The sequence below is a fragment of the Niabella yanshanensis genome (genome assembly GCF_034424215.1).
Taxonomy (GTDB): domain Bacteria; phylum Bacteroidota; class Bacteroidia; order Chitinophagales; family Chitinophagaceae; genus Niabella; species Niabella yanshanensis.
On record NZ_CP139960.1, the window covers coordinates 3,893,077 to 3,916,337 of the forward strand.

The window sequence follows — 23,261 nt, forward strand, 5'->3', positions numbered from 1 at the left end:
TTCTAAGTTTGAGGCCTGTGTTAGCATATCCTTACCAATATAAACGTAAACAGGCAACTTTATAATGAGTGCAAAAATCAGGCGGCAAAGCATTGTCTCTTCCTTGGTAGTTTACTGCGGCTTTCTAGTTGGCCTGGTGAATGTTTTCCTGTTTACAAGAAATGGAGCATTCAATCCCGAACAGTACGGATTGTACAATATGTTTATTGCGGCCGGGATATTTTTGTCGTCGCTGGGTAGCCTGGCTATGCCATCTTATCTTCATAAATTCTTTCCGTTTTATCAAAGTAACTTAGATCCCGAAGATAACGACCAGTTGTCATGGGCTTTATTGATAGGGTTATTGGGCTGTGTGCTGGTGGCTATCGGAGGATGGTTGTTCAAAGGGTTGGTTATTCAAAAATTCGGCTCTTCTTCTGCTTTATTTGTTACCTATTACAAATGGTTGTTTCCCTTTGTTTTTGGTCTGATCTTATATGGTATCCTGGAAGCTTACGGATGGGTACTGCATAAGTCTGTTCTTACAATTTTTATCCGTGAGGTAGAATGGCGTTTGTTAATCACAGTCATACTGGTATTGTTTTCATTGGGCTTTATCAAGAGCTTTGATACCTTTGTTATACTTTATTCCTTTACCTATCTTATTCTTTTCGTTACATTATTGGTATACCTGTTTTATAGAAAGAGAATCCACTTTTCTTTTAGGGTTAGCAGGGTTACAAAAAAGTTCTTTAAAAAGATAGCTACTTTTTGCCTGTTTATATTTAGTGCAAGTGTTGTATCGTCTTTGTCAGGCATATTCGATACTATAGTTATTGCATCTGTTATGCCTGATGGCCTGGAAAGTGCCGCCATATTTTCGCTGGCCCAGCTAATGGCAAGTATTGTTCAGGCGCCACAGCGCGGTATTATCGCGGCCTCTATTCCCCACTTGTCACTTGCATGGAAAAGCAAGAACTTAAATTCAATACTAACTATTTATAAGCGATCATCTATCAACCTTTTGTTGGCTGCTACGATATTATTTGTATTGATTTTTCTGAATTATAGACATGCCGTATCAACTTTCGATTTGCAAAAGGAGTATATGCTAGGGTTTATTCCTTTCATTTTTTTAGGTCTTACGCGTATTATTGATTTGGGAACTGGTGTTAACCGGGAAATAATAGGGACTTCTAATTTCTGGAGATTTGAGCTGATCAGTAATATAATATTATTACTATTCATGTTGCCATTAAGCTATATTCTTACCAAACAGTTTGGAATTATAGGACCCAGCATTGCTGGGCTGGTATCGACTTTTGTTTATAATTTAGTACGCATTATTTTTCTTTGGAGGAAATTCAAATTGTTCCCATTTACACTTAAGTCTGTGTATGTGGTGAGTCTTGCAGTAGTAAATTTGGTAGTTACCTGGCTGCTATTTGACAGCTGGAACGGACTGACAGGCTTATTTGTAAGAACAGCTTTCGCACTCATCGTTTTTGTGGCCGGCATTTTTTTACTAAAACCCTCTCCTGATATTAAACCTGTTTTGGATACTATTCTGGACCGGATCATTCCTCCCAGGCGCAAAAGGAATTAAAAGTTAAACAACCTGTGAATCGTCGAAAGTTTACAAAGATAATAGCGACCCTTGGCGGAGCCTCTGCTTTAACCGGCCTGTATGCCTGGCGAATCGAACCTTTTAGATTGGAGTTTGTGAATGAATATGTCGGTGAGCAACCTGCCGGTTTCATTGCACGGCAAATGCTGATGCAGATAAGTGACATGCGTGTGGCATTGTTGACGGGAGTTACTTAATACAATCTTTAAAAGATGCTCAGGCCTGCCACCCGCATATAGTTGTTTATACCGGAGATTTTATTACAAAGAACCGGGGCTTTGAGTTCGAAGAATTGAAAGCCGTACTGGATCATGCAGTAACAGGAAAATGGGAACGGCCGGGATTCTGGGCATGATTACGGCCAGGGTTGGTCGGAAGCGGATGTGGGTGAAAGAGTAACCGGGCAGCAGCCGGCATAACCATGCTTAGGGCTTCAAATAACCGGAGTCGACGATTTCTGGGAAACCAATTACCGGCCAGATATAGCAATGGCGCATTATACTCCCGGCACGTCTACCATAGTTTTAAGTTACAATCCAGATACCTGCAATGAGCTGATCTGGGGAGATTACAAAGGGTGGATCTTATCGGGGTACACACACGGAGGACAGGTAAGACCTCCATTTTTACCTGCGCCTGTAGTACCGGTAATAATAAAACCTATACGGTCGGAGAAATAGATCTTGAGGATGGCAGAACCCTGTGTATAAACCGGGCCTTAGGATATAAATGGCAACTGCGACTGAATGTAAGGCCCGAAATCACCATTTTACACTACAACCCGGCTAATGAAGTTTACCATAAAATATTGGATGGAGTCAACTCATAAATTACACCAAAGCCAAAGCTGTAATACAGGTTGGGGTTGTTGATACCCGAACCGGTACGGCCATCCAGGTTTTTAGAAAACAGCCGTGCATTTCCTTCAGCCAGCAACTTTACGCGATTGTTGAGCTTATATTTTACACCGCCACCCACTGGCATTGCAAATCCTGTTTTGTCACTGCCTTCTTTGGCGCCAGCGGTAGAAGAATAGTTAAACAGGGTATATACGCCGGCTCCCAGGTTAACAAAAGGAGTTACCTTATGACTTTGCAGATCTATAAAATCGTATTCACCTTTTACACTTAGCTCCGCCATTTCTGTTTGAAACTGCCCGTTAGGTTTAGATGCCTGTGACGCAACATTCGAATTATCACCTCTAATCCTGCCGCCGAATGCTTCTGCGCGAACATATAGTTTGTCCCAAACTCTGCGCCTGTACGCAACGGATGCATATAAGGAGGTATGGCTGGCAAGGGATGCGTCAACAGCAAAGCGGCCGGAATAACTTAGTGCTCCAAAATTAAATCCCACACTATTCTTTTGCGGGGTGAATTTTTGCGCTGAAAGGCTTAAAGAGCCCAAGACGACTGTTGAAACGATAATAATTTTTTTCAAAAAAATGGTCATAATAACAAAATTTGGGTAAGCAATTTACTTATTCGCCCAGCCTTTTGAGCTAAGATTGTTCAATTGCTTTTGGATTATCTCGGCCTGGTCAGCCTTTAACGGTGTATTGGTAAACCCATTCTCAGCGTCCAGTGAAGATTTCTGGATCATACTTTCGAAGAGACGGTTTTCAAATACTTCTTCCCAGGTTACATAACCCGATATGTTTAGAGGATTGGTGATGCTATTTCGTACCAAAGCTTTACGAAGATCGGGGTAATAAACCCAGAAAACGGCATGCTCGCTATTTTCCATCGTGTAGCCGTCTGAACTGGTGTAACTGGTAAGCGGAGCAATACCCAGGATTCTTACATAAGTTTTTCCGTCACGTTTATTGAATATCCACTCTTCTTTTAAACGGAATTTGTAAACTGAGTCCGGAGCAACATCACGGGCCCTCACCTGGTAACCCGCAATATTCCCTTCCATATCATATTTAGCTACCGTATCTACGCCGCCGCCGAATCCGGCTACCGCCTCATCAAAACTGATAGGAGTGGTAAAACGATCATCTACATTACTGAAAGCCTGAACACTATCTTCTTTGATTGCCCTTAATATTATGTTGATCAGCCTTTTATCATCATCACCGTCAATAGATTTATTATAAAAGTAGCGGGCATTTTTTTGTGTACGCGCGTCAATGGTGCGCCATACCCGCACGCGGTACATGGCGTCTGCCGCATATAGCTGTGTATAAGCCAACGGTGTAGCAGCGCTGTCGGTATGATCATCTTCCAGGATATTGTCTTTTCTCAGCGATTGTTTGGAAACGCCGTACAAACCGCCTTCTCCCTCGTCTTCTACCACTTCAATAGGCAGGTTGGCCGCAGGTGTATTATAGTCACCGCCCTCGCCGGTACTATTTTGTGCCGGCTTATCCTTTGGGGTTGTTTTTTTTGTATCTGTAGTTTTTTTCTCTGTGCTTTTTGCCGGTGTTGATGGCGTATCATAAGCACTGCGCCGTTGCGCCATCAACGAGCCGCTGATCATTAAGAATAATACTATACTACAAGTAATACGAAATTTCATTGCTTCAGTTTTTATAAGTAATCGTGGCCTTACAGACGAATATATTCATATCCCGGTTGCCCAATGTGATAATCTAGCCCGCAAACATTAAACCAAATCATATTATTAGAAAAGGTTAAATGCAATTGGAGGTAATGCCCGGGTTCCGCCAGGCCCCGAAGCTCTTATTTCATCGATGGTGATGGTACTTCCAGGCCTTGCCCTTTCGATAAGGCTGCGTACCGCGTTAAATGAGTTGCCGGATACTGCTTTATGCATAAACTCTGGGTACCCTGCGCCTGTAAAAGTCATCGTGTATTCTACAACCGTAAACTTAACACCTTCAAATACAAAGTTTTCCAACTCTGCTCTCACACCTGCCTGTGCTTTAAATTCATTAACCCGCATACGCCCGCCACGGCTGGCGCCCACCATGGCAGTAGGTGTTGGTACCGATTTTACCCGGAAATCGAAACTGGTAGACTGTTTACCGTCATTGACGGTCACTTTTGCGGTTCCGGGTGTGGTCACCTTTGCAATATATTTACCACCGCTGCCAGAAATAGAGCCCTGGCTAATGGATACACGAAGGTTAGCTGCATTTGTTCCGCTTCCACCGCCTACAGATATCGGATTATCCAACCCTACATAGAGTACTTTTACAGCGTCAGCACTTACTGTAAGGCCTGTGGGAGATGCTACCGTATAAGTGATATCTCTTGAAAGCGTAGCAGTAGTACCGTCAGGTTTTACAAAAGAGATATTGACCTTCCTGGTGTAAGTGCCCGGTCCACCAGCAGTTGTTTTATATTCTGCCAGGCCATTAGCATTTAACGGTACTGCTGCTCCGTCAATGGTTACGGTAGGCTTTGCGTTTTTACTGAATGCTCCAACCCCTGCAGTAATCGTAAACTCACTACCTGGTAAAAGAAACTGCGCATTAGCCGTGGCCAGGGCCTGAAACTCATCATACACTACCTGTACTTCACCAATCTGGTTATGACAGTATTCAACTACCTGGGCTTCAGCATTTTTAATATCACTTTGAAATTTCGAAAGAACCGTGATGGCTGCAATTGCCGGGGTTCTTCTAAAATAGGCATCCTCCCAGTTTTTATTGCTCTTATTCTGCACATCCGGCATGGTCAGATCAAGTGGCAGGCTATTCTGGAACTGGGCGTTGATTTTAGCGTCAATACCCAACAGGCTCTTTTTATAGTCGGTTAATTTATTGAACAGTTGCTGTCCGCCATCGCCATCTACTAATACTTTGGTAGCAGCATTGGTGTTTTTCGCATTAAAGTGTCCGCCGTTTGCGCCACCAGCCTCATTGGTGATCTGGGTCTTTACATTGTCTATATAAGCAACCATTTCATCGGACAGCTGTTTAGCCCGGTCGGCCTTGGGTTTCCATATCGCTGCCAGGTCCCTGGTTTTGGGATCATTTAATTTACTCTCAAGTGAGGAAAATATGGTTGCTGTTTTTTTATCAATGGTAGCGCTGGCATTAGAGAAGCTTTTATCCATTGTTTTAAAAGCATTTAATACCTCGCTTGATATATTCAGTGCCAGCAATGCTGTAAGCACCAAATACATCACGTTAATCATTTTTTGCCGGGGCTCTTTAGGTAAAGCCATAAATTATTGCCGATTTATGTTTTGATTTGAGATGCAGGAGTTCTCAATATTCAATTTTAGATTCCATTTCTTCTGATACACCACTGCTGCAGTAGCTTTCGAAGACATTTTTGAGAAAATACCGGTACGTAGATATTGCCGGTATATAATATTTATGCACCTTTCATTTGCATAGCAGAGATCATGCTGCTGTAAACCTGGTTTAATTTTGCAAGGTTTTTAGCCAGTTCTGCCATTTCCTTCTGAGTGGCTTTTGCATCTTCAGCACTGTTAATTAAAGCATGAGAAGTTTCCGCCAGCTTATTATAATAGGTATTTACCCTGTGAATAGAAAGTGTAGCTTCTTTTACCTGCTTGGCATATTCTTCTGTTTCAACAACACTGTTAGAAGCACTGCTGATCTTATTAATGTTGGTTTCTAATGATTTAAAGCCCTCACTTAACCTGTTTAATGAATCAGGTGTAATGTCCGCTGCCTGCAACATTTCATCCATAGATGCCAATGCGCTGCCGGTACGGGTTGTTTTAGCAGGCGCCGCTTCCACCACTGCTACGGTGGTAGCATCATCCAGCGCTTCAGGCTTAAATGCATACATCAATGCATATATTAAAAACACCAATGCCTCCGTATACATACCAAATTTTAACCAGGTGTCCGGGTCTCCGATGGGAGCCGTATTAGTAAGTTTGAACAGGGCTCCTAATAACACAGGCACAGCGCCCAATGAGAAGAAAATATTCAAATAACGCTGGATGTTGGAGTTTTTTTCTGCCGGCATATAGTTTGTTTTTTTATTATGTTTTATTTGTTATTTATGCTTTTGTAGTTATTCCGGAAGATTAATTACTACGCGGAAACCAATGTAAGAGTGAGTGGCATCCATATCTTCGTAAGACCGGTTACTCGTGGTAACCATTGACGGAGAATCTTTCCAGCTTCCGCCTCTTAATACCTTTCTTCTCTGGAATTTTGATTCGGATTGAGGTGTTCCAAACTGTATGTCAGGATTAAACCGGTTCTGGAAATTTTCACCGCCTTCGTAATAAGAGGTGATCATCCACTCCGATACGTTATCCGCCATATTGTAAAGTCCTGCCTGACCTTTTTTACTATCATTTACATAAACCGGGAAGATCTTACCCTGTGCCTCTACATCAACCTGATCGCTATCTTTCGATTTCGAAGATTTCTTTTTCTCGTTACCAGCAATATCAAGGCTAGCAGCGTAGGACCATTCTGCTTCTGTTGGCAGACGACATTTTCCCCCTTCGGCCATTTTGTTCTTGGCCTGGTAAGTGTTGATCTTTTGCTTGGTCATCCAGTCGCAAAAAGCGTTGGCCTGGTTCCAGCTTACACCAACAACCGGGTAATTCTGAAATTTAGGGCTGCTGAAATACCCCACAGCCATCTGCTCGTTATTCGAATATCCGAAATCCCTCATCCATGTAAGTGTGTCGGGGTAAACGGGAACAGAATACTTATAAATGAATTCACTTGGCGCCTTATCCTTATTTTCTTTTTTTGCAGCCTCCTGGTAGTTAAAACCCTGTAACAGGTAAACAAGCTTTTGAGGGTCAATCGTTCTCTTGTTATTGATGGTTTTAGAAGGATCCATCAGCAAATCGCCTAACTGGCTCATAATCTGGGGATCGGCATAGTTGATTTTTGATGCCTGTTTCCAGTTTACAGCAGTGTCACCTGCAATAATGGTAACGTATTCTCCACCCAGCGTGCGTGCGGCAATAGAATCTCTCACCCAATAAACAAATTCTTTGTACTGCGCATTGGTGATTTCTGTCTGCGACAGATAAAATCCGCTGATCAACACGGGTTTAGACAATTCTTTCTTCAAAACCGAGGAAGTATCAGCTTCATCTCCCATTACAAAGGTTCCGGTAGGAATTTCAACAACAGATAAAGGTAACGTTGCAGAGATATCAGATTTTTTACTAACCAGTTTCTTTAATCGCTGCCCTTTTTGGGCAGAAGAAAAATTTGTCGCTAAAAAAAGAACAAATACTACAGCCAGAAGTCTCTTCATGTTATATCAGATAAGGTTTAAAACTTTGCGAAACTCATTTTTCGAGCAAAACATATACCAAAAAAGGAATTTGTTCCGCAAATATAAGTGTTGCATCATATTTGGCCTTCGGCGTTTAGCTGGGTTTGGTTTTAAAAAGGATGAAACCTATCTTTTTTTAGACAAAACCGATTGTTGCATCGGATTTTTAATAAATAATTTATAACGGGCGCCTAAACTGATGCAGACTGTGAAAGTGCATTTTGCAGGTCTTTTATTAAGTAATCAGGGTCCTCAAGGCCAAAATATAACCGTATATGACGATGACTTTCATTTTCCTCGTCATACACATTTTCTTTAACAAAGGCACAGCGGGGAATAACCAGGCTTTCATGCCCACCCCAGCTCACCGCCATTAAAAAATGTTGCAAGCTTTCACAAAATTTAATGATAGCCGACCTTTTTTTATTTTTAATAACAATGGTAACCAACCCCAAAGCAGCTTTCATTTGTTTTTTAGCCAGGTCATATTGGTCGAAAGACGGATGGAAGGGAAATATGAGCCGTTGAATTGCTTCATGAGACTCTAAAAACCGGATCATCTGGGTGGTAGTTTGATTGATTCGCTCCAGGCGCATGGGGAGGGTTCTCAGGCCACGCAGTAGCAGCCAGCCATTAAATGGCTGCAACCCACTGCCAATTGTCATGAATTCTGTGTCAAAAATTTTTTTCATCATGACATTTGTCCCACAAAGAACGCCGCCCAATGTGTCACTGTGACCACCAATGTATTTGGTAGCTGTTTGCATAGCGATGTCGATACCCAATTCAACTACGTTCTGATAAACAGGCGTACAATAAGTGTTATCTATAAAGGTGATAATATTTTTTTCTTTGGCCAACCGCGCAATTTCTGCTAATGGTTGTAGCTCGTAAGTCCAGCTATTGGGAGACTCCAGGTAATATAAAACCGTGTTGTCCCGGGTTGCTTCCTGCCAGTCGCCAGCCTGTCTACCATCAATGTAAGTTACGGTTATGTTAAAACGCGGTAAAATGGCGTCGAACATTTTTTTTGCGGAACTATACGGATTTTTTACTGATACGATGTGATCGCCCGCTTTTACATTAGCCAATACCCCGGCAAAGATGGCAGCTGCGCCACTGCTAAAAAGCAGGCAATCTTCCGAGCCCTCTAAAGCTGCCAGCTTTTTGCGAAGGATATCTGTAGTAGGATTAATGCCCCTGCTATAGATATAATCGTTTCGTTCGTCTTCGAAAGCATTACTAAAACTTTCTACATCTTTAAACGAAAAATTACTGGCCTGCCAAATCGGTGGCGCTATCGCATTGAAATATTGATCCCTGTTTTCGCCGAGTTCATTTATTATATGTGAGAGGTCCATTTATAAGGATTTTTTTTTATTTTTTCGATAGAATAGAAAATAGACAGCGATAAAAAATGTCAATACAATCAAACCGGTTAAAGCTGCATAGTCATTCTTTTGATAGTCGGCCGCGATACTGATAGCCAGGAAAGCATAAGCCGCGATAAATATAACCGGCAACAGCGGATAAAGCTTCATACTGTAAATGCCTGTTCCATCCAGGTGTCGTTTTTTTCTTCGGAAATAAAAGATACTACCTGCTGAAAGTGCCATACCAAAACAATCCAGGAAAATGGAAAAACTCAGTATTTTGTCAAACTCTTCGGCCCAGAAAACGACGAGTACCGCGATCAGTGAAAAAATAGTTAATGAGGAAGTGAGGACGCCGTTTGTATTGGTTCTGGAAAATAAAGCCGGGAGCACTTTGTCATTACTCATGGCATACATAACCCGCGGATTGCTTAACAGAGAGCCATTGATATAACCCAGCACGCCCAGGAACAATAATACGGATAGAATATTTTCGGCCTTGGTGCCCAGGACTTTTGAAGCCATAATAGCGGCGATATTCTTACTGTCCTTCAGCTGCTCAAAACCTATTACTCTTACGTAGGCATAGTTTACAAGGAGATATAGAGACACAATAATAAAAATACCCCAGAAGATGCTACGTGGTACTGTTCGTAACGGATCTTTTACCTCGTCTCCGAAATTGATGGTTTGCTGGTAACCTCCATAGGTAAAGCTTACCGCAACCAGGCCGATCCCAAAAGCTTTGATATAGTCTGTAAAGGCTGTTGTTGTAGTAGTTTCGGGTTTTATAACAGGCGCGGCGGGCGCCAATAAAACAGATACGATCAGCAAAAGAACCATCCCTATTTTGATGATCATCAGGATATTCTGGGTACGGGAGCTTAGTCTGAGCCCCAGCATATTCACGCCATAAAAGATGATGATGGCAATGATAGCAAATAAAAGTTCTACGGTTTTGATCTCGGTTGATGCGGGAAACAATACCCCCGAAAGGTATTCACTGCCCACCAGGGCAACCATTGCCAGGGAAGCCGCATTACTTACCAGGATGATGCAATTGATGGCAAACGCTATAGAAGGATGATAGGCATAGGAAAATACCTTATAATATCCGCCTGTGGCAGGAATGCGCGAGCCTATTTCGGCATAGGTCAGCGCTCCGCAAAAAGCAACAATGCCTCCGGCCAGCCAGCAAAGGAAATAAGTCAGCACATCGGGAGTTGCCTTAGCTACATTTACCGGGGCTCTGAATATACCCATTCCTATTACAAAGGATACGCAGATCATTGTGAGATCGAAAAGACCAAGCTGTTTTTTCATGTATGAATTTTTGTAAGCAGTAAAGCTGCAATGGCGGGTATGCGTTGTTTTCTCAAGTCATGTGTTTAAAAGTCGAATGATTTACGCGGGGTGCTCCCTTTTTCTGAAAGCGTTTTGTTGGCACTGAAGATAAAGAATTATTGAAAGCTGATAATTCTCTGGTGGTTTAAATAATAAAGACTTCCATTTGCTGAACCCTTAAAGTTGCGGGCGGAATATTATTCATAATTAAAATATGCATATTTGTATACCAATATATATGGAGATAGCAGGCTACATAGCAGCATTATTAATTGGCCTAACCCTGGGCCTGGTTGGCGGTGGTGGGTCTATATTAACTGTTCCCATACTGGTATATCTTTTCCAGGTATCGCCGGTGCTCGCCACTTCCTACTCATTATTTATAGTGGGGGTGACCAGCCTGGTAGGCTCGATCAATAGCTTCGCCAATAAGAAAGTTGACTTTAAAACCGTTGTGGTATTTGGAGTGTTATCGGTCATTACCGTTTTCTGTATACGTCATTATCTTATTCCTCATCTGCCTTCATTTGTGAGTATTGCAGGGTTTCAGGTACCAGTGTCTCTTCTGACCATGTTATTGTTCGCTATTCTCATGATTGTGTCTTCTTTTTCAATGATCAGGGCAGAAAAGGAGAGCACTGTTGTTCGCCGGACCGGGGTTGGCTATATCGCATTGTATGGGATTGCTGTAGGGTTAGTAACCGGTTTGCTGGGCGCCGGTGGTGGCTTCCTGTTAATTCCTGCTTTAACGGTATTGCTCCGGCTTCCCATAAAGAAAGCGATTGGTACCTCGCTGGTGATCATTACACTTAACAGTCTTATAGGTTTTGCAGATGATGTAACTCATCATCAAATGAATTGGCCGCTGCTGCTAAAAATAACAGGGATATCTGTTATAGGTATTCTGGCCGGCTCAGTAATCAGCCAGAAATTAGACGGGGGCACTCTAAAAAAGAGCTTTGGCTGGTTTGTTTTATTAATCGGTATTTATATCATCTTTCATGAATTAACAGGTCTGTCCGGGCATTAACATCATGATGGGCTATTTGGCTAACTTTATAAATAATATGATAGAGTTAATTCGAAAACCCTGGCCCTGGTATATAGCCGGCCCGCTGATAGGGCTGATTGTACCCACTTTGTTACTGTAGGCAATAAACATTTTGGGATATCGGCAAACCTGAGACATATTTGTGCCGCCTGTATTCCGGCCAACATCCCTTTTTTTAAATACAACTGGAAAAAAGAAATCTGGAACCTGTTTTTTGTTGCAGGTATTCTCGTTGGCGGGTTTATAGCTGCGCATGGGTTGTCTAATGGGGACGCAGTATCCATAACACCCGCGCTGGCTGCCGAGCTTCGGACTTATAATGTTACCGATACCCGGCATTTATTACCACAGGAAATATTTAGCTGGCAACATTTATTAACCTTGAGGAGCTTTATATTGTTGGTGGTTGGCGGATTCCTCGTTGGCTTCGGCACCCGTTATGCAGGTGGCTGTACAAGTGGCCATGCCATTATGGGACTCAGTAATCTGCAATGGCCATCCCTGGTGGCAACCATATGTTTTATGACCGGTGGCTTTGTTATGGCCAATGTATTACTTCCAGTCATCATGAAATTATAAAACTGATTTAATGAACAATAAGGTTACTGATTTTGAAGTACAGCCTGATGACAATGCTCGCACCCCTAATACCGGTATTGCATATAATTTGAGGTATTTACTTGTAGGTATGGTATTTGGAATTGTATTTGTAAAGGCGGAAATCGTTTCCTGGTTTAGGATACAGGAGATGTTCAGGCTGCAGAGTTTTCATATGTACGGTGTAATAGGAAGTGCGGTGATCGTTGGCGTTATTTCAGTTTGGATAATAAAGAAGTTCGGTTTAAAGGCCATAGATGGAACTCCTGTTACTTTTCAATCTAAGAAATTTCATAAAGGACAGATTTTCGGAGGACTTATGTTTGGACTGGGTTGGGCCATGACCGGCGCCTGTCCGGGTCCTTTATTCGCACAGATCGGCTCAGGGTTTACCGTTGTGATAGTCGTGTTGCTCAGCGCTATTGCAGGTACCTGGGTATATGGTTATATAAAGGAAAAGCTCCCCCATTAAGAGAAAGCTTTCCTTTAACTATGAGCCGATACTAAAATATTTTATCGTAACTAGCTCTCTGTAGGGATCATCTGCCTTCTCGGGGGGCCGGCGTTTCCTCCGGCGCTTGTAACCATTGATGAATGTTGTAAAGGTGTTCCCGCTAAATTAAAACGTAAGCAATTCACTTATGCAAAAATGCAGCTGCCGGGCAAACGAAGTGAAACCAGCGGGGCAGGTATTTTAGGCCCCGTCTGTTCATGTTCAAACAAACTTAATACATTTCTGTACTTTTGCGGCGATTTTTGGTCTCCGCGGTTAGCGGAGTTAAAAGGGAAGTCCGGTGTGAGTCCGGCGCTATCCCCGTAGCTGTAAGGTTTACGGATTTCTAGAATCCAGTGTTTCGCTCATATCCACTGTGTGCCGGCCGGCGCATGGGAAGGGAGCCGGAATGAAGCCAAGCCAGAAGACCTGCCAATTTTCGCATTATATTATTCAGGCTTTCGGGTGAAAAGCGTGAAATGTAACCGCTGCTGCGTTTATGTTTCCTTTTGCCCCGCCATTCAACTAAAACACTTTACAAGTGAAAAAAGTAATTCTATCGATGTTGGCATTTGCATCAGCCACATCATTAAAGGCGCAACAAGAGGTGATGAATCAGGATCTGGAGAAGGTAACAGTAACAGCAACGAGATTTCCCAAAAAGCTGAGCGAAACAGGTAAGGTGGTGAATGTTATCAGCAGGGCTGATCTTGATAAGGCAGGAGGCAAAGACCTGTCCCAGCTATTGAACGAAAAGGCAGGGGTGATTATTAATGGCGCTAATACTAATCCGGGAAAAGATAAAAGTGTTTTTTTACGGGGAGCAGCTAATGCCTATACTGTTATTCTTATCAACGGTGTTCCGGTAAACGATCCTACTGGTGTAGGTGGCGCGTTTGACCTGCGAGTGCTGCCGGTTGAGTCAATAGAACGGGTGGAGATTTTAAAAGGAGCACAGAGCACTTTATACGGCACCGATGCAATAGCAGGGGTCATCAATATAATTACCAGGAAGGGGGAAGGAAAAGCCGCGAACTTGTACGGTGGAATTAGTTATGGAAGGTATAATACGCTCAAAGCGAATGCCGGATTAAACGGTAGCTTTAATGAATCTTCCTATAACATCTCTTTTATGCATGATGAAACCGGAGGTATTGCCGAAGCGAAAGATAAAATAGGCACACAAAGTTTTCCCCGTAATGGCATGTTGAGAAATTCCTTGAGTATTGATATAGATGGTGCGGTTACCAGTAACTTTCATGTTAAGCCATTTTTCAGGTATGCATACTTTAAAAGCAGCTTTGCCAATGATGCTTTTATCGGCGGAGGCAATCGTTTTGCGAGCGAGTTGCTTTCTGCGGGAACCCAGGCTCAGTATAGTTTCGACAAGGGATCGGTAACCGGTATTTTTTCTTTTGATAATGTAAAACGTGCCTATCCCGATGGATTTGTAAAAGCTTTTGAAGGAAATAAAAAAACAGCTGAGCTTTTTAACAGGGTGGATTGGCACCGGCATTTTCAAACCTTGTTAGGATTACGGTACGATGATATTACGATGAAAAATCCTAATGCAACCAGCCTCGACACCAGTATACAAATGATCAGTCCTTATCTCTCTTTATTTCTGAAAGACTGGAACGGTTTTAACCTTGAACTGGGCGGACGCCTTAATAACCATTCTAAATTTGGTAACACATTTACTTATTCCGTCAACCCATCCTACCTGGTTAATGATCAGTTTAAGGTTTTTGTAAATTACGGAACTGCATTCAGGGCACCGGCTTTGTCAGAATTGTATGGATCGTTTGGTGCAAATCCGCTGCTGAAACCTGAGGAGTCCAGAACACTTGAAGGGGGGATACAGTATATAGGCGTTGACGAAAAATGGAACATAAGAGTAGTTGCATTTAACCGTAATACAAAAAATATTATTGCCTATCAAAATCGACAATACACTAATTATAACAGGCAAAAGGACCATGGTATTGAAATTGAACCTACCATTAATATTAATGATGATATCCAGTTAAAATTATTCTACACTTTTGTTGAAGGTAAGGTAACAACAGCAGCGGTAAACGGCGATACCACTTATAATAACTTATTTAAGCGCCCCAAACACACATTGGGATTGAGCCTGGGTTATCAGGTAACACCAGCGCTATTTGTGAGCACAAACTTCCAGAATTTTGGTAAAAGAGCCGATCTTTATTTTGAATCTATTCCACCTTATGGACAGCAAACCGTGCCGCTTGCCTCCTACAGCCTTTGGGATATCTACAGTGAGTATTCTTTCCTGAAGTCGAGATTAAGGGTATTTGCGCAGGTAAGCAACCTGCTGGATGCGGATTACTATGAGGTGTATGGGTACAGTGTTTTAGGCAGATCGTTAAATGCGGGAATAAGGTTCAGACTGTAATTGAGGAGTTGACAGGAGGAGCTCCTTTAACTATCCGAATACCGGGAACAATGGTTTATATTCGTATGGCATTTGCTATTGGTAACCAAACAAACCGGCTGATATGAATTTTAGCTATAAAGAAATTCTTACTGTTGCATTCACCCTTTTTGCGATTATAGACATCATTGGTTCTGTGCCGATACTGATTTCTATAAAAAATAAAGCCGGGGGCATCCGGGAATTTCGGGTTACCATTATTGCAGGGGCTCTGATGCTTTTGTTTTTATTTTTGGGCGGGCCGATACTGAACATATTAGGACTTGATGTAAAATCCTTCGCGGTGGCCGGTTCTATTGTGATCTTTATACTGGGATTGGAAATGGTTTTGGGTATAGAATTTTTTAAATCAGATGGCGATGTAAAAGCTTCAACGGTAGTGCCACTGGCATTCCCTTTAATTGCCGGTTCCGGAACCCTAACAACTATTATGTCATTAAAAGCCAACTATGGTGTGTATACTATTCTTATTGCAATTGTACTGAACCTCATTGTTATTTACACGGTTTTAAAATCCTTAAGTGGCATATCAAAACTACTGGGACCCAGCGGGCTGATCGCCATCAGGAAGTTTTTCGGCGTGATTCTCTTAGCGATCTCGGTGAAAATTTTCGCGGCAAACGCAGCGGGATTACTTAATCACTAAAAGTATAATGCTAAAGCAAAAGCTACCGGAATTCGGTAGCTTTTGTGTTTATATGGAGTCGGATTATTTCCTGTTATCCCAAAGCGGTTTTTTACCCGAAGGCTTTTGGGAGGTTTTCGCTTTAGAAGGATTTATATTACCGTGATAGGGATCTTGTGCCGATGCCTTGAAATCTTCCGGCATGTATTGCTGGTTGGGTACTGTGGCTGAAAAGACCGCCTGATCACTCTCGGTTTCCGGTGTAACAATATTATTAACATCTGCATTGGTTACAGGATCATTTACATTATCTGTTGTTGGAGTGCTGATGAATTCTCCTGTATCTGAAGTTTCGCCCGGCATTTTTGCCTTCGCCTTCGAAGGCTTTTCCTTAGCCTTGCTTTTTGATACTGCTTTGGGTGTTGTGGATTTTGCACCGGATTTTTTAGGCGCTGCTTTTTTAGCAGGCGATTTCGACGGTGCGCTCTTTTTGCCACCGGTCTTCTTCGCAGCCGTACGAGCAGATTTTTTAGGCGCTGCTTTTTTCTTTACAGCTGCCTTCTTTGTTGCTGCTTTCTTCAAAGGAGTCCCCTTGGACTTTTTTGCCGCAGTTTTTTTTGCCGCGACCTTCTTTTTAGGCGGGCTTTTCTTTTTCGCTGCTCCCCCGCCTGCTGGACGGGCAGGCTTTTTAGGAGCAGCCTTCTTCGCTGCGGTTTTTTTAGCAGGTACTTTGGCGCCTTTTTCACGGGCTTCTGAAAGGCCGATGGCTATTGCCTGTTTTTTACTGGTTACTTTTTTATCCGATTTGCCGGATGTGAGCGTGCCTTTTTTCATTCTTTTTACTGCACTTTTAACAGATTTGCCGGCAGCTTTTGAATATTTAGCCATAATGTTGGAATTTAATGCGAGGTTAGAAAATGAATGAGAAGTATTCGTAAATAAGAAGAATTTCAAAAAGTGTACCACTAATATAGAGGTAGCTTTCATAAAATTGCGCAGGAGTAACCTTTTTCCTTTAATTTTGCGCGCTGCCAGATATAGCCGGCCCCGTAGTACAATGCCCGCCCGGCTGAACGCCGTTCGGACGGGGATAGTATAAGATCGGTCCGAAATATGTTTGGAATAGGAACAACCCAAGGGGTATTAGTTCTTAAAATAATGGCCTCGTAGTACAATGGATAGTATAAGAGTTTCCGAAGCTCCAGATCCCAGTTCGATTCTGGGCGAGGCCACCAAAAAACACAGCCTGCGTTGTATTATGCCTATGTAATAAAAAGTGTAGCCTTTGATTATTACTGCAAGGGTCACTGTGCAGATCTTCAGATACGTCTTCGGGAGCATAACGCAGGTAAAACTTCTTCTATATTCCATTTATCATAGTTTATTTTGAAGCATTTGAAACCCGGGCAGAAGCCGTGGCCCGTGAGAAGTATTTTAAAACAGGTGCGGGGAGACGTTATCTGAAAGATAAAATAGAGGGCTTCTAGTTTCCGAAGCTCCAGATCCCAGTTCCCTGCCCGACTTAGCTTGGCAGGCTGCCGGACTATGTCATTCAGATGGGCTTGCCCGGCCGCACAGCAGGCGGGGATTCTGGGCGAGGCCACCAAAAACACCACCAATTTTGTATGATGCCTAGGTAATAAAAAGTGTAGCTTTTGATTATTACTGCAAGGGTCACTGTGTAAATCTTCAGATACGTTTTCGGGAGCATAACGCAGGTAAAACTGTCTTTGGTCTTACTGTATTCTTTCTCAGTCGGTTTACATACTGTTGCGTTTGTAATTATTCACGCGTTTCAATAGATAGTAATCCTGATTTTTAAACCTCTGTTACGAAAAATGGATGCTCGTAACCTTAACAAATGCAATATGAATCAAAAACTTTCTGTCCTGGCTTTGTCATTATCAGCGCTATGCGCCATCATTGTTATCTATTCCTGTAATAAAAGTAATGCTGCTGAAACGGGCAATTATCCTAAGGCGCTTGCGAATTATGGCGACTTCAAAGGGCTGGTAAGCCAGGTAGAGCAATACCGGCAACAAAGATTAGTAAGCCTCAATGATTTTTTAAAGATGCAAAAAGAACCGAACACCGTTGTTTTGGATACCCGCTCGGCAAACCGTTATACAGCCAGGCACATGAAGGGCGCCATCTCCCTTCCTTTCACCGATTTTACACAAACGAACCTGGCCCGGCTTATACCCGATGCTAATACGCGCATATTGATTTACTGTAATAATAATTTTATGGGCGACCAGGTGAACTTCGCCACCAAAACAGCAGCACCCTCTGCGGCTAATAACCATACACCGCTTACACTGGCTTTAAATATTCCTACCTATATTAACCTGTATGGTTATGGCTATAAGAATATTTATGAATTGGATGAATTGGTAAATATGTCGGATAACCGGGTTCAGTTTGAGGGAACTGTAAACTAGTATTCGCTTTTCAAATTGGCTGGCTCCCTGAATTATTGGGAAAGAGCCCATTCCGGAAAGAGGCTCTGCCAGACTGCTTCGTTCCGGCGGGGAGGCCCTCGCTACCTGTTTTTGCGGAATCGGTCACGCTCTACCGGGCATTTTCGGTATTTGGTTTTTTTGCGCACCGTATATACCGGTATGACCGCTAAAATAATAGGCAGTAAAGCAAGCAATGGCATAATATACAATATTGTCTGCGCCGAATAATTCGGCTCCCATTATGGTGCAGGCAAGAGGTGTATTGGTTGCGCCGGCAAATACCGCAATAAAGCCTAATCCGGCCATTAAATCAACTGGTGCGCCTGTTATCATAGCGATAGTGTTTCCCAGGGCGGCGCCAATAAAAAACAGGGGCGTAACCTCGCCGCCTTTAAAGCCCATACCCAGGGTTATCGTCGTAAATAAAATTTTCCATAACCAGCTAAAGGGTTTCGCGCCACCGTCTTTGAAACAGGTCACTATTGAAACAGCGCCGGGATCGGGATTGCTGACGCTGAGGCTCAGGTAGTCAGGACTAATTAAAAAGCTTAACACGATAATGATCAGTCCGCCGGTTACCGGTATCAGCCATTTTACTTTTATCAGTTGATTGCTATATCTTTTTATAGCATGAGACAGCCTGACGAAAAGGTAGGCAGCAAGGCCAAAAGCGATACCGGCGCCAATTGCTTTTGCCATCAATAACAGGTTAAACCCAAACGAGCCCAAGCTAAGCAGGTGTTGACTTACGAAGCTAATTTGGTAGTTGGTGTGATGAATGCCCCAGGCGCTGCAAACAATATTGGATAATATGCTGGCCATCAGGCAGGGCAGTAACGCATTATATTTCAGCTTACCCACAACCAGCACTTCTAATGCAAAAATAGCCCCGGCAACAGGTGTTCCAAATACGGCTCCAAATCCACCGGCGATACCGGTCATTAATAATATACGCAGGTTTTCTTTGGAGAGGTGCATGTGTCTTCCTAAAAAATGAGAAAGGCTGCCTCCCATCTGTACAGCGGTGCCTTCCCGCCCCGCGGACCCTCCAAAGAGGTGCGTAATAATAGTGGAAAATAGTACCAGCGGGGCCATTCTCAGCGGAACACCGGTATCGGGTTTATGTATTTCATCGATGATCAGGTTATTACCCGCTTCCGCGTTTTTTCCCGAATACCTGTAAAGAAAATGTATAACAATGCCGGCCAGTGGTAAAAAATAAAGTAACCAGTTATAATGGAACCTTATTTCAATGACCGTTTCGAGCAACCACAGGAACAGCGCTACGAGGGAGCCTGTTAACAGTGACACCGGTAAAACCCAAAGGGTCCATTTGACCAGGTAGATAATAACTAAAAAAGGATGAAAAGATGTGCGGAACTTTTGCATGACCTACAATTTGAATTTCAGGATACTAAAATACCATTCATTTGCAGGCGCCATTATTCCACCCATGAAGGTGAACGGTTCAAATAGGAAGACACCATTTCCTTAAATCTGTACCCAACAAAAATAATGTTTTTATAATCCTGTCAACCCTTAGGACTTGAAAAAGATTCGATCAAATCATTATAAAAACGCACAATGTACGGGGTAATAAACCCTGAAAGGGTGACATAGATGCAGTATTTGCCTGGCCAAACAGCTTTAGGTTCGATTTAAGCCTCTGGGGTCGAAAAGTTTTTCACCGCTACATAGGATACCTGCCCCGTCCGTGCCGGCACGGGCGGGCGTCCGGTCAGGCGGGCTTTGCGTATTCTCCGCGTACTCCGCCCGGATGAACGCCGGTCGGACGGGCGGTAAAAAATATTATAATGCGAAAAACTTTTTAACGCGCCCCATAAAAAATCCCTGACCAATAGTGGTACAGGGATGAAGAAAGTGATTGATGCGATTTTATTTCAATGCAGCCAGTGCCGCTTCGTAGTTGGGCTCCTGGGCGATTTCAGGTACCTGCTCTGTGTAAACGATCTGTCCTTCTTCATTGGCAACGACTACAGCACGGCTTAATAAGCCTTTCATGCCCGAATCTGCTATGGTAACACCGTAATCAGCTCCGAAGTTTCCGCGAAAATCCGACAGGTTTTCTACATTATTCAATCCTTCTGCAGCGCAAAAACGCTTCAATGCAAAAGGAAGGTCTTTGGATACATTGATTACCACCGTGTTCTCCAGGGCGCTGGCTTCTTCGTTGAATTTTCTTGCTGAAGCGGCACAAATACCGGTATCTATGCTCGGAAAAATATTCAGCACTATTTTCCTGCCTTTATAGTCGGACAGGCTTTTTTCGCTAAGGTCATCCTTAACCAGGGTAAAATCTTTCAACGGACTACCCACTTCAGGCAAAGTGCCCGTTGTATTTACTGCATTACCTTTTAATGTAATTGTCGACATGTTTGTTGTTTTTGATTAGTTGAGTATTGAATTTACTTCTAACAAAAGTATTGTTAATTGCGGTTGTACTCCAAAGGGAAAAAAACAAATTTGTATTGGTTATAAATTTCATATATTCATGCCTTATTAACGAGGGCTGTATTACAGAAAGCAAGGTGTTTTTATAAATTTAATGGTTATTTAATAACCATCCGGAGGCGTTAAATAATCATTAAACATGAGGTCTTAAATCAGAAAAAAATAACAAAGAAAAATTTTGTTATAAATTATTTTTTGTTAGAATTGTAATCTATTTCACAAGCTTTAATATTTAAAAAACTAAAAAAACTAAGATCATGGCTGAAAATCAAGCTAAGCCGGTAGCGGCAGCAACGACATCTGTGCAACCCAAAAAAAGCAGTAATGCAATTTCGTGGATAGCACCTATCCTGTGTGTAGTGGCAGGTTATTCTATTTGGAGATTTATTATGGGTGATCCAGCGGGTTTTGATGTACCTGATGCAGCAGGCGGATTTTGGCCTCACCACAAAGGTCCTAAAGGAGCATTTAATGCCATTTATGAAGGTGGTATCATTGTACCTCTTCTGATAGGAATGTTATTGGTAGTGATTGTATTTGCGATTGAAAGATTCTTAACAATCAGCAAAGCGTTAGGTAAAGGAAACATCAGCAACTTTATCCGCAAAGTACAGTATCATCTGGCTAATAAAAATGTTGACGCAGCTATCGCTGAGTGCGACAAACAAAGAGGTTCAGTTGGTAATGTAATGAAAGCTGGTCTTCGTCGTTACAAAGAAATGATCAACGAAACCGGTTTAGAAACCGAGCAAAAAGTAGTGGCTATCCAGAAAGAAGTTGAAGAAGCTACAGCGCTGGAGCTGCCTATGCTTCAGAAAAACCTGGTATTCCTTTCTACTATCGTATCAGCTGGTACGCTTGTGGCGTTATTAGGTACGGTAATGGGTATGATCCGTTCTTTCGCAGCCTTAGGTTCTTCTGGAGGCGGTGGCGATTCTTCTGCTCTTGCGGTTGGTATCTCTGAGGCTCTGTATAATACAGCTATTGGTATCGGTACTTCAACACTGGCTTTGATTTTCTATAACATGTTAACAACAAGGATCGATAGTATTACTTATGGTATCGACGAGTCTGGATTTACTTTAACTCAGTCTTTTGCTTCTTTGTACAAATAATAAATTGTAACAAAGACGAAAGTTGATTTTATGGAAATTCCGAATTAAATCGTCTCATATCAAAATAATAAATTCAATATGCCTAAAGTTAATATAGCCAAGAAGTCGACTGATACGGACATGACGCCCTTCGTGGACATCGCGTTCCTTATCCTGTCGTTCTTTATCATGGCTACTAAGTTCAAACCGGCTGAGGCAGTTCCCATTCAGACCCCTAATTCGGTTTCATCTCAAAAATTGCCGGAAAATGATGCGGTGATGATCAGCATTGATAAAGATGATAAAGTATATTTCTCTATCATGGCGCAGAAAGATCCACAGCAGGCAAGAGATATCATTAAAGCTGCTGCACAGGCAAGAAATATTCCTGTAACCGATGCACAGGTAGCCGGTTATTTTCCAGGCGATATGATCGGTGTTCCTTTTAATAAATTAGGAGCGTTCCTCGCATTGCCGGCAGATCAGAAGAAAACTTACGTACAGGAAGGTATTCCGGTTAAAGATTCAGCAAATAATGAATTATACTACTGGATCGCAGCTTCGCGTAGTATTTTTGCCGGTCAGCCTTTAAAGTATCTGATTAAGGGGGATAATGTATCTAAATATCCTGCTTTCAAAGCAATTATAGATGCTTTAAAGAAGAACGACGAGCAGAAGTATAACCTGGTTACCATGCCTGAAGGTGCTCCTACCGGAACAGAATTGTGGGTAGAGCGCAACAGCAAATAATAAGTATTAAATTTTTTAAACAGAATTAGTTATGGCAAGTTTAGATACCGGCGATGGCGGCGGCCACAAAAAAGGCCCCGGCGTTAAGAAGGCCAAGAAGCTAAGCACCAGGGTAGATATGACGCCGATGGTGGACCTCGGTTTCCTGTTGATCACCTTTTTCATATTTACTTCTACTATGAGCTCTCCAACAACTATGGATCTCAATATGCCGAAGGATACAGAGAAGAAAGAAGAAGAAACAAAGGTTAAAATGTCAGGTGCGCTTACTATCATGGTGGGCCGTGATAATAATATCTTCTATTATGAAGGTGAGCTGACGAATGAAAATGCCAGCCAGGCGTTTAAGTCGTCAACGCTTACAGACATCAGAGATGTAATTATCAAGAAAAAGAAAGAAGTTGAATCCAGGTACGTAACCGATGCTGCCTGTGAAGCAAAGGCAAGGCAGGAGGGTAAAAATCCGAATGACTGCCGGCAGAAAGATTTCTTTGTGCTGATTAAGCCAACTGAGGAAGCCAATTATAAGGATGTAATTGATCTGTTAGACGAGATGACCATTAATAAAGTAGCACGCTATGCGTTATTGGAGCCATTCGACACAGAGAAAGATCTGATCAATGCTTCGCAAGGCGGGGCTCCGGCAGCAGCAGCCCCCGCAGCTCAGTAAAAAACTGATGTTAGTTGTGTGGAATTTTCCAACACCCGCATCTTATAATTAACAAATTAAAAG

The 23,261-nt window shown here is 42.5% G+C and carries 22 protein-coding genes, 1 tRNA gene and 1 riboswitch; of the genes, 13 read left to right on the forward strand and 10 right to left on the reverse strand.

Going from position 1 to position 23,261, the window contains the following annotated elements:
• The first annotated feature begins 64 nt into the window (after positions 1-64).
• The 3 genes from U0035_RS16105 to U0035_RS16115 all read left to right on the forward strand — a co-directional run bounded on the left by U0035_RS16105 (position 65) and on the right by U0035_RS16115 (position 2,286).
• Positions 65-1,585 (forward strand): oligosaccharide flippase family protein, encoded by a 1,521-nt coding sequence (locus U0035_RS16105; protein WP_114793053.1) that lies wholly within the window; start codon positions 65-67, stop codon positions 1,583-1,585.
• Positions 1,586-1,599: 14 nt separating this feature from the next.
• Positions 1,600-1,803 carry a hypothetical protein gene (locus U0035_RS16110; protein ID WP_114793055.1) on the forward strand — a complete coding sequence of 68 codons (204 nt, stop codon included), beginning with the start codon at positions 1,600-1,602 and terminating at the stop codon, positions 1,801-1,803.
• Between the two features lie 291 nt (positions 1,804-2,094).
• A complete protein-coding gene (locus tag U0035_RS16115) occupies positions 2,095-2,286 on the forward strand; it encodes a hypothetical protein (protein ID WP_162818013.1) in 192 nt (63 codons plus the stop codon).
• A 115-nt stretch (positions 2,287-2,401) separates the two neighbouring features.
• Here U0035_RS16115 and U0035_RS16120 read toward each other — a convergent pair whose 3' ends face one another.
• The 7 genes from U0035_RS16120 to U0035_RS16150 form a co-directional block, all read right to left on the reverse strand.
• Entirely contained in the window at positions 2,402-3,058 is a 657-nt protein-coding gene (locus U0035_RS16120) for a DUF6089 family protein (protein WP_114793057.1), read from the reverse strand.
• A gap of 24 nt (positions 3,059-3,082) precedes the next feature.
• Positions 3,083-4,129, reverse strand: coding sequence for a type IX secretion system ring subunit PorN/GldN (gene porN, locus U0035_RS16125; RefSeq protein WP_114793059.1), 1,047 nt, complete (start codon positions 4,127-4,129; stop codon positions 3,083-3,085).
• Between the two features lie 105 nt (positions 4,130-4,234).
• The gene (porM, locus tag U0035_RS16130; RefSeq protein WP_245957832.1) at positions 4,235-5,746 is read right to left on the reverse strand and encodes a type IX secretion system motor protein PorM/GldM; all 1,512 of its coding nucleotides are present in this window, start codon (positions 5,744-5,746) and stop codon (positions 4,235-4,237) included.
• Between the two features lie 152 nt (positions 5,747-5,898).
• Entirely contained in the window at positions 5,899-6,525 is a 627-nt protein-coding gene (locus U0035_RS16135) for a GldL-related protein (RefSeq protein ID WP_114793061.1), read from the reverse strand.
• A gap of 48 nt (positions 6,526-6,573) precedes the next feature.
• Complete coding sequence (porK, locus tag U0035_RS16140; protein WP_114793063.1) at positions 6,574-7,788, reverse strand: T9SS ring complex lipoprotein PorK/GldK; 1,215 nt, start codon at positions 7,786-7,788, stop codon at positions 6,574-6,576.
• Positions 7,789-8,000: 212 nt separating this feature from the next.
• Positions 8,001-9,170: a trans-sulfuration enzyme family protein gene (locus tag U0035_RS16145; RefSeq protein ID WP_114793067.1), complete on the reverse strand. Its 1,170-nt coding sequence runs from the start codon at positions 9,168-9,170 to the stop codon at positions 8,001-8,003.
• Positions 9,171-10,505 (reverse strand): APC family permease, encoded by a 1,335-nt coding sequence (locus U0035_RS16150; protein ID WP_114793069.1) that lies wholly within the window; start codon positions 10,503-10,505, stop codon positions 9,171-9,173.
• A gap of 259 nt (positions 10,506-10,764) precedes the next feature.
• Here U0035_RS16150 and U0035_RS16155 point away from each other — a divergent pair, with 259 nt between their 5' ends.
• From U0035_RS16155 to U0035_RS16175, 5 genes are all read left to right on the forward strand, one after another.
• Positions 10,765-11,556 (forward strand): sulfite exporter TauE/SafE family protein, encoded by a 792-nt coding sequence (locus tag U0035_RS16155; RefSeq protein WP_114793071.1) that lies wholly within the window; start codon positions 10,765-10,767, stop codon positions 11,554-11,556.
• 279 nt (positions 11,557-11,835) lie between these two features.
• A complete protein-coding gene (locus U0035_RS16160; protein WP_317048843.1) occupies positions 11,836-12,156 on the forward strand; it encodes a YeeE/YedE family protein in 321 nt (106 codons plus the stop codon).
• A 10-nt stretch (positions 12,157-12,166) separates the two neighbouring features.
• Complete coding sequence (locus tag U0035_RS16165; RefSeq protein WP_114793072.1) at positions 12,167-12,646, forward strand: DUF6691 family protein; 480 nt, start codon at positions 12,167-12,169, stop codon at positions 12,644-12,646.
• A gap of 268 nt (positions 12,647-12,914) precedes the next feature.
• A riboswitch (cobalamin riboswitch) is annotated at positions 12,915-13,118 on the forward strand.
• Between the two features lie 90 nt (positions 13,119-13,208).
• The gene (locus tag U0035_RS16170) at positions 13,209-15,086 is read left to right on the forward strand and encodes a TonB-dependent receptor plug domain-containing protein (protein ID WP_245957833.1); all 1,878 of its coding nucleotides are present in this window, start codon (positions 13,209-13,211) and stop codon (positions 15,084-15,086) included.
• A 103-nt stretch (positions 15,087-15,189) separates the two neighbouring features.
• The gene (locus tag U0035_RS16175) at positions 15,190-15,771 is read left to right on the forward strand and encodes a MarC family protein (RefSeq protein ID WP_114793076.1); all 582 of its coding nucleotides are present in this window, start codon (positions 15,190-15,192) and stop codon (positions 15,769-15,771) included.
• A 63-nt stretch (positions 15,772-15,834) separates the two neighbouring features.
• Here the strand turns inward: U0035_RS16175 and U0035_RS16180 are convergent, their stop codons facing one another.
• Positions 15,835-16,638 (reverse strand): DUF6496 domain-containing protein, encoded by an 804-nt coding sequence (locus U0035_RS16180; protein WP_245957834.1) that lies wholly within the window; start codon positions 16,636-16,638, stop codon positions 15,835-15,837.
• A gap of 272 nt (positions 16,639-16,910) precedes the next feature.
• Here U0035_RS16180 and U0035_RS16185 point away from each other — a divergent pair.
• Both U0035_RS16185 and U0035_RS16190 read left to right on the forward strand, forming a co-directional pair.
• Positions 16,911-16,985 (forward strand) — tRNA-Arg (locus U0035_RS16185).
• A gap of 633 nt (positions 16,986-17,618) precedes the next feature.
• Complete coding sequence (locus tag U0035_RS16190; RefSeq protein WP_114793099.1) at positions 17,619-18,191, forward strand: rhodanese-like domain-containing protein; 573 nt, start codon at positions 17,619-17,621, stop codon at positions 18,189-18,191.
• A gap of 123 nt (positions 18,192-18,314) precedes the next feature.
• Here U0035_RS16190 and U0035_RS16195 read toward each other — a convergent pair whose 3' ends face one another.
• The gene (locus U0035_RS16195) at positions 18,315-19,601 is read right to left on the reverse strand and encodes a voltage-gated chloride channel family protein (RefSeq protein WP_114793078.1); all 1,287 of its coding nucleotides are present in this window, start codon (positions 19,599-19,601) and stop codon (positions 18,315-18,317) included.
• A 507-nt stretch (positions 19,602-20,108) separates the two neighbouring features.
• Complete coding sequence (tpx, locus tag U0035_RS16200; protein ID WP_114793079.1) at positions 20,109-20,606, reverse strand: thiol peroxidase; 498 nt, start codon at positions 20,604-20,606, stop codon at positions 20,109-20,111.
• Positions 20,607-20,941: 335 nt separating this feature from the next.
• Here tpx and U0035_RS16205 point away from each other — a divergent pair, with 335 nt between their 5' ends.
• From U0035_RS16205 to U0035_RS16215, 3 genes are all read left to right on the forward strand, one after another.
• The gene (locus U0035_RS16205; RefSeq protein WP_114793080.1) at positions 20,942-21,799 is read left to right on the forward strand and encodes a MotA/TolQ/ExbB proton channel family protein; all 858 of its coding nucleotides are present in this window, start codon (positions 20,942-20,944) and stop codon (positions 21,797-21,799) included.
• A 78-nt stretch (positions 21,800-21,877) separates the two neighbouring features.
• Positions 21,878-22,528 carry an ExbD/TolR family protein gene (locus U0035_RS16210; RefSeq protein WP_114793081.1) on the forward strand — a complete coding sequence of 217 codons (651 nt, stop codon included), beginning with the start codon at positions 21,878-21,880 and terminating at the stop codon, positions 22,526-22,528.
• 31 nt (positions 22,529-22,559) lie between these two features.
• Positions 22,560-23,198 carry an ExbD/TolR family protein gene (locus U0035_RS16215; protein ID WP_114793082.1) on the forward strand — a complete coding sequence of 213 codons (639 nt, stop codon included), beginning with the start codon at positions 22,560-22,562 and terminating at the stop codon, positions 23,196-23,198.
• The last annotated feature ends 63 nt before the right edge of the window (positions 23,199-23,261 follow it).

Bases quoted from the DNA above. Each gene is read 5' to 3' on its own strand.
- U0035_RS16145 (WP_114793067.1), bottom strand. From the start codon at position 9,170: ATGGACCTCTCACATATAATAAATGAACTCGGCGAAAACAGGGATCAA.
- porK (WP_114793063.1), bottom strand. From the start codon at position 7,788: ATGAAGAGACTTCTGGCTGTAGTATTTGTTCTTTTTTTAGCGACAAAT.
- U0035_RS16150 (WP_114793069.1), bottom strand. From the start codon at position 10,505: ATGAAAAAACAGCTTGGTCTTTTCGATCTCACAATGATCTGCGTATCC.
- U0035_RS16115 (WP_162818013.1), top strand. From the start codon at position 2,095: ATGGCGCATTATACTCCCGGCACGTCTACCATAGTTTTAAGTTACAAT.
- U0035_RS16190 (WP_114793099.1), top strand. From the start codon at position 17,619: ATGAATCAAAAACTTTCTGTCCTGGCTTTGTCATTATCAGCGCTATGC.
- U0035_RS16195 (WP_114793078.1), bottom strand. From the start codon at position 19,601: ATGCAAAAGTTCCGCACATCTTTTCATCCTTTTTTAGTTATTATCTAC.
- U0035_RS16215 (WP_114793082.1), top strand. From the start codon at position 22,560: ATGGCAAGTTTAGATACCGGCGATGGCGGCGGCCACAAAAAAGGCCCC.
- U0035_RS16135 (WP_114793061.1), bottom strand. From the start codon at position 6,525: ATGCCGGCAGAAAAAAACTCCAACATCCAGCGTTATTTGAATATTTTC.
- U0035_RS16105 (WP_114793053.1), top strand. From the start codon at position 65: ATGAGTGCAAAAATCAGGCGGCAAAGCATTGTCTCTTCCTTGGTAGTT.
- U0035_RS16165 (WP_114793072.1), top strand. From the start codon at position 12,167: ATGAACAATAAGGTTACTGATTTTGAAGTACAGCCTGATGACAATGCT.
- tpx (WP_114793079.1), bottom strand. From the start codon at position 20,606: ATGTCGACAATTACATTAAAAGGTAATGCAGTAAATACAACGGGCACT.
- U0035_RS16120 (WP_114793057.1), bottom strand. From the start codon at position 3,058: ATGACCATTTTTTTGAAAAAAATTATTATCGTTTCAACAGTCGTCTTG.
- U0035_RS16210 (WP_114793081.1), top strand. From the start codon at position 21,878: ATGCCTAAAGTTAATATAGCCAAGAAGTCGACTGATACGGACATGACG.
- porM (WP_245957832.1), bottom strand. From the start codon at position 5,746: ATGGCTTTACCTAAAGAGCCCCGGCAAAAAATGATTAACGTGATGTAT.
- U0035_RS16175 (WP_114793076.1), top strand. From the start codon at position 15,190: ATGAATTTTAGCTATAAAGAAATTCTTACTGTTGCATTCACCCTTTTT.
- U0035_RS16180 (WP_245957834.1), bottom strand. From the start codon at position 16,638: ATGGCTAAATATTCAAAAGCTGCCGGCAAATCTGTTAAAAGTGCAGTA.
- U0035_RS16205 (WP_114793080.1), top strand. From the start codon at position 20,942: ATGGCTGAAAATCAAGCTAAGCCGGTAGCGGCAGCAACGACATCTGTG.
- U0035_RS16155 (WP_114793071.1), top strand. From the start codon at position 10,765: ATGGAGATAGCAGGCTACATAGCAGCATTATTAATTGGCCTAACCCTG.
- porN (WP_114793059.1), bottom strand. From the start codon at position 4,129: ATGAAATTTCGTATTACTTGTAGTATAGTATTATTCTTAATGATCAGC.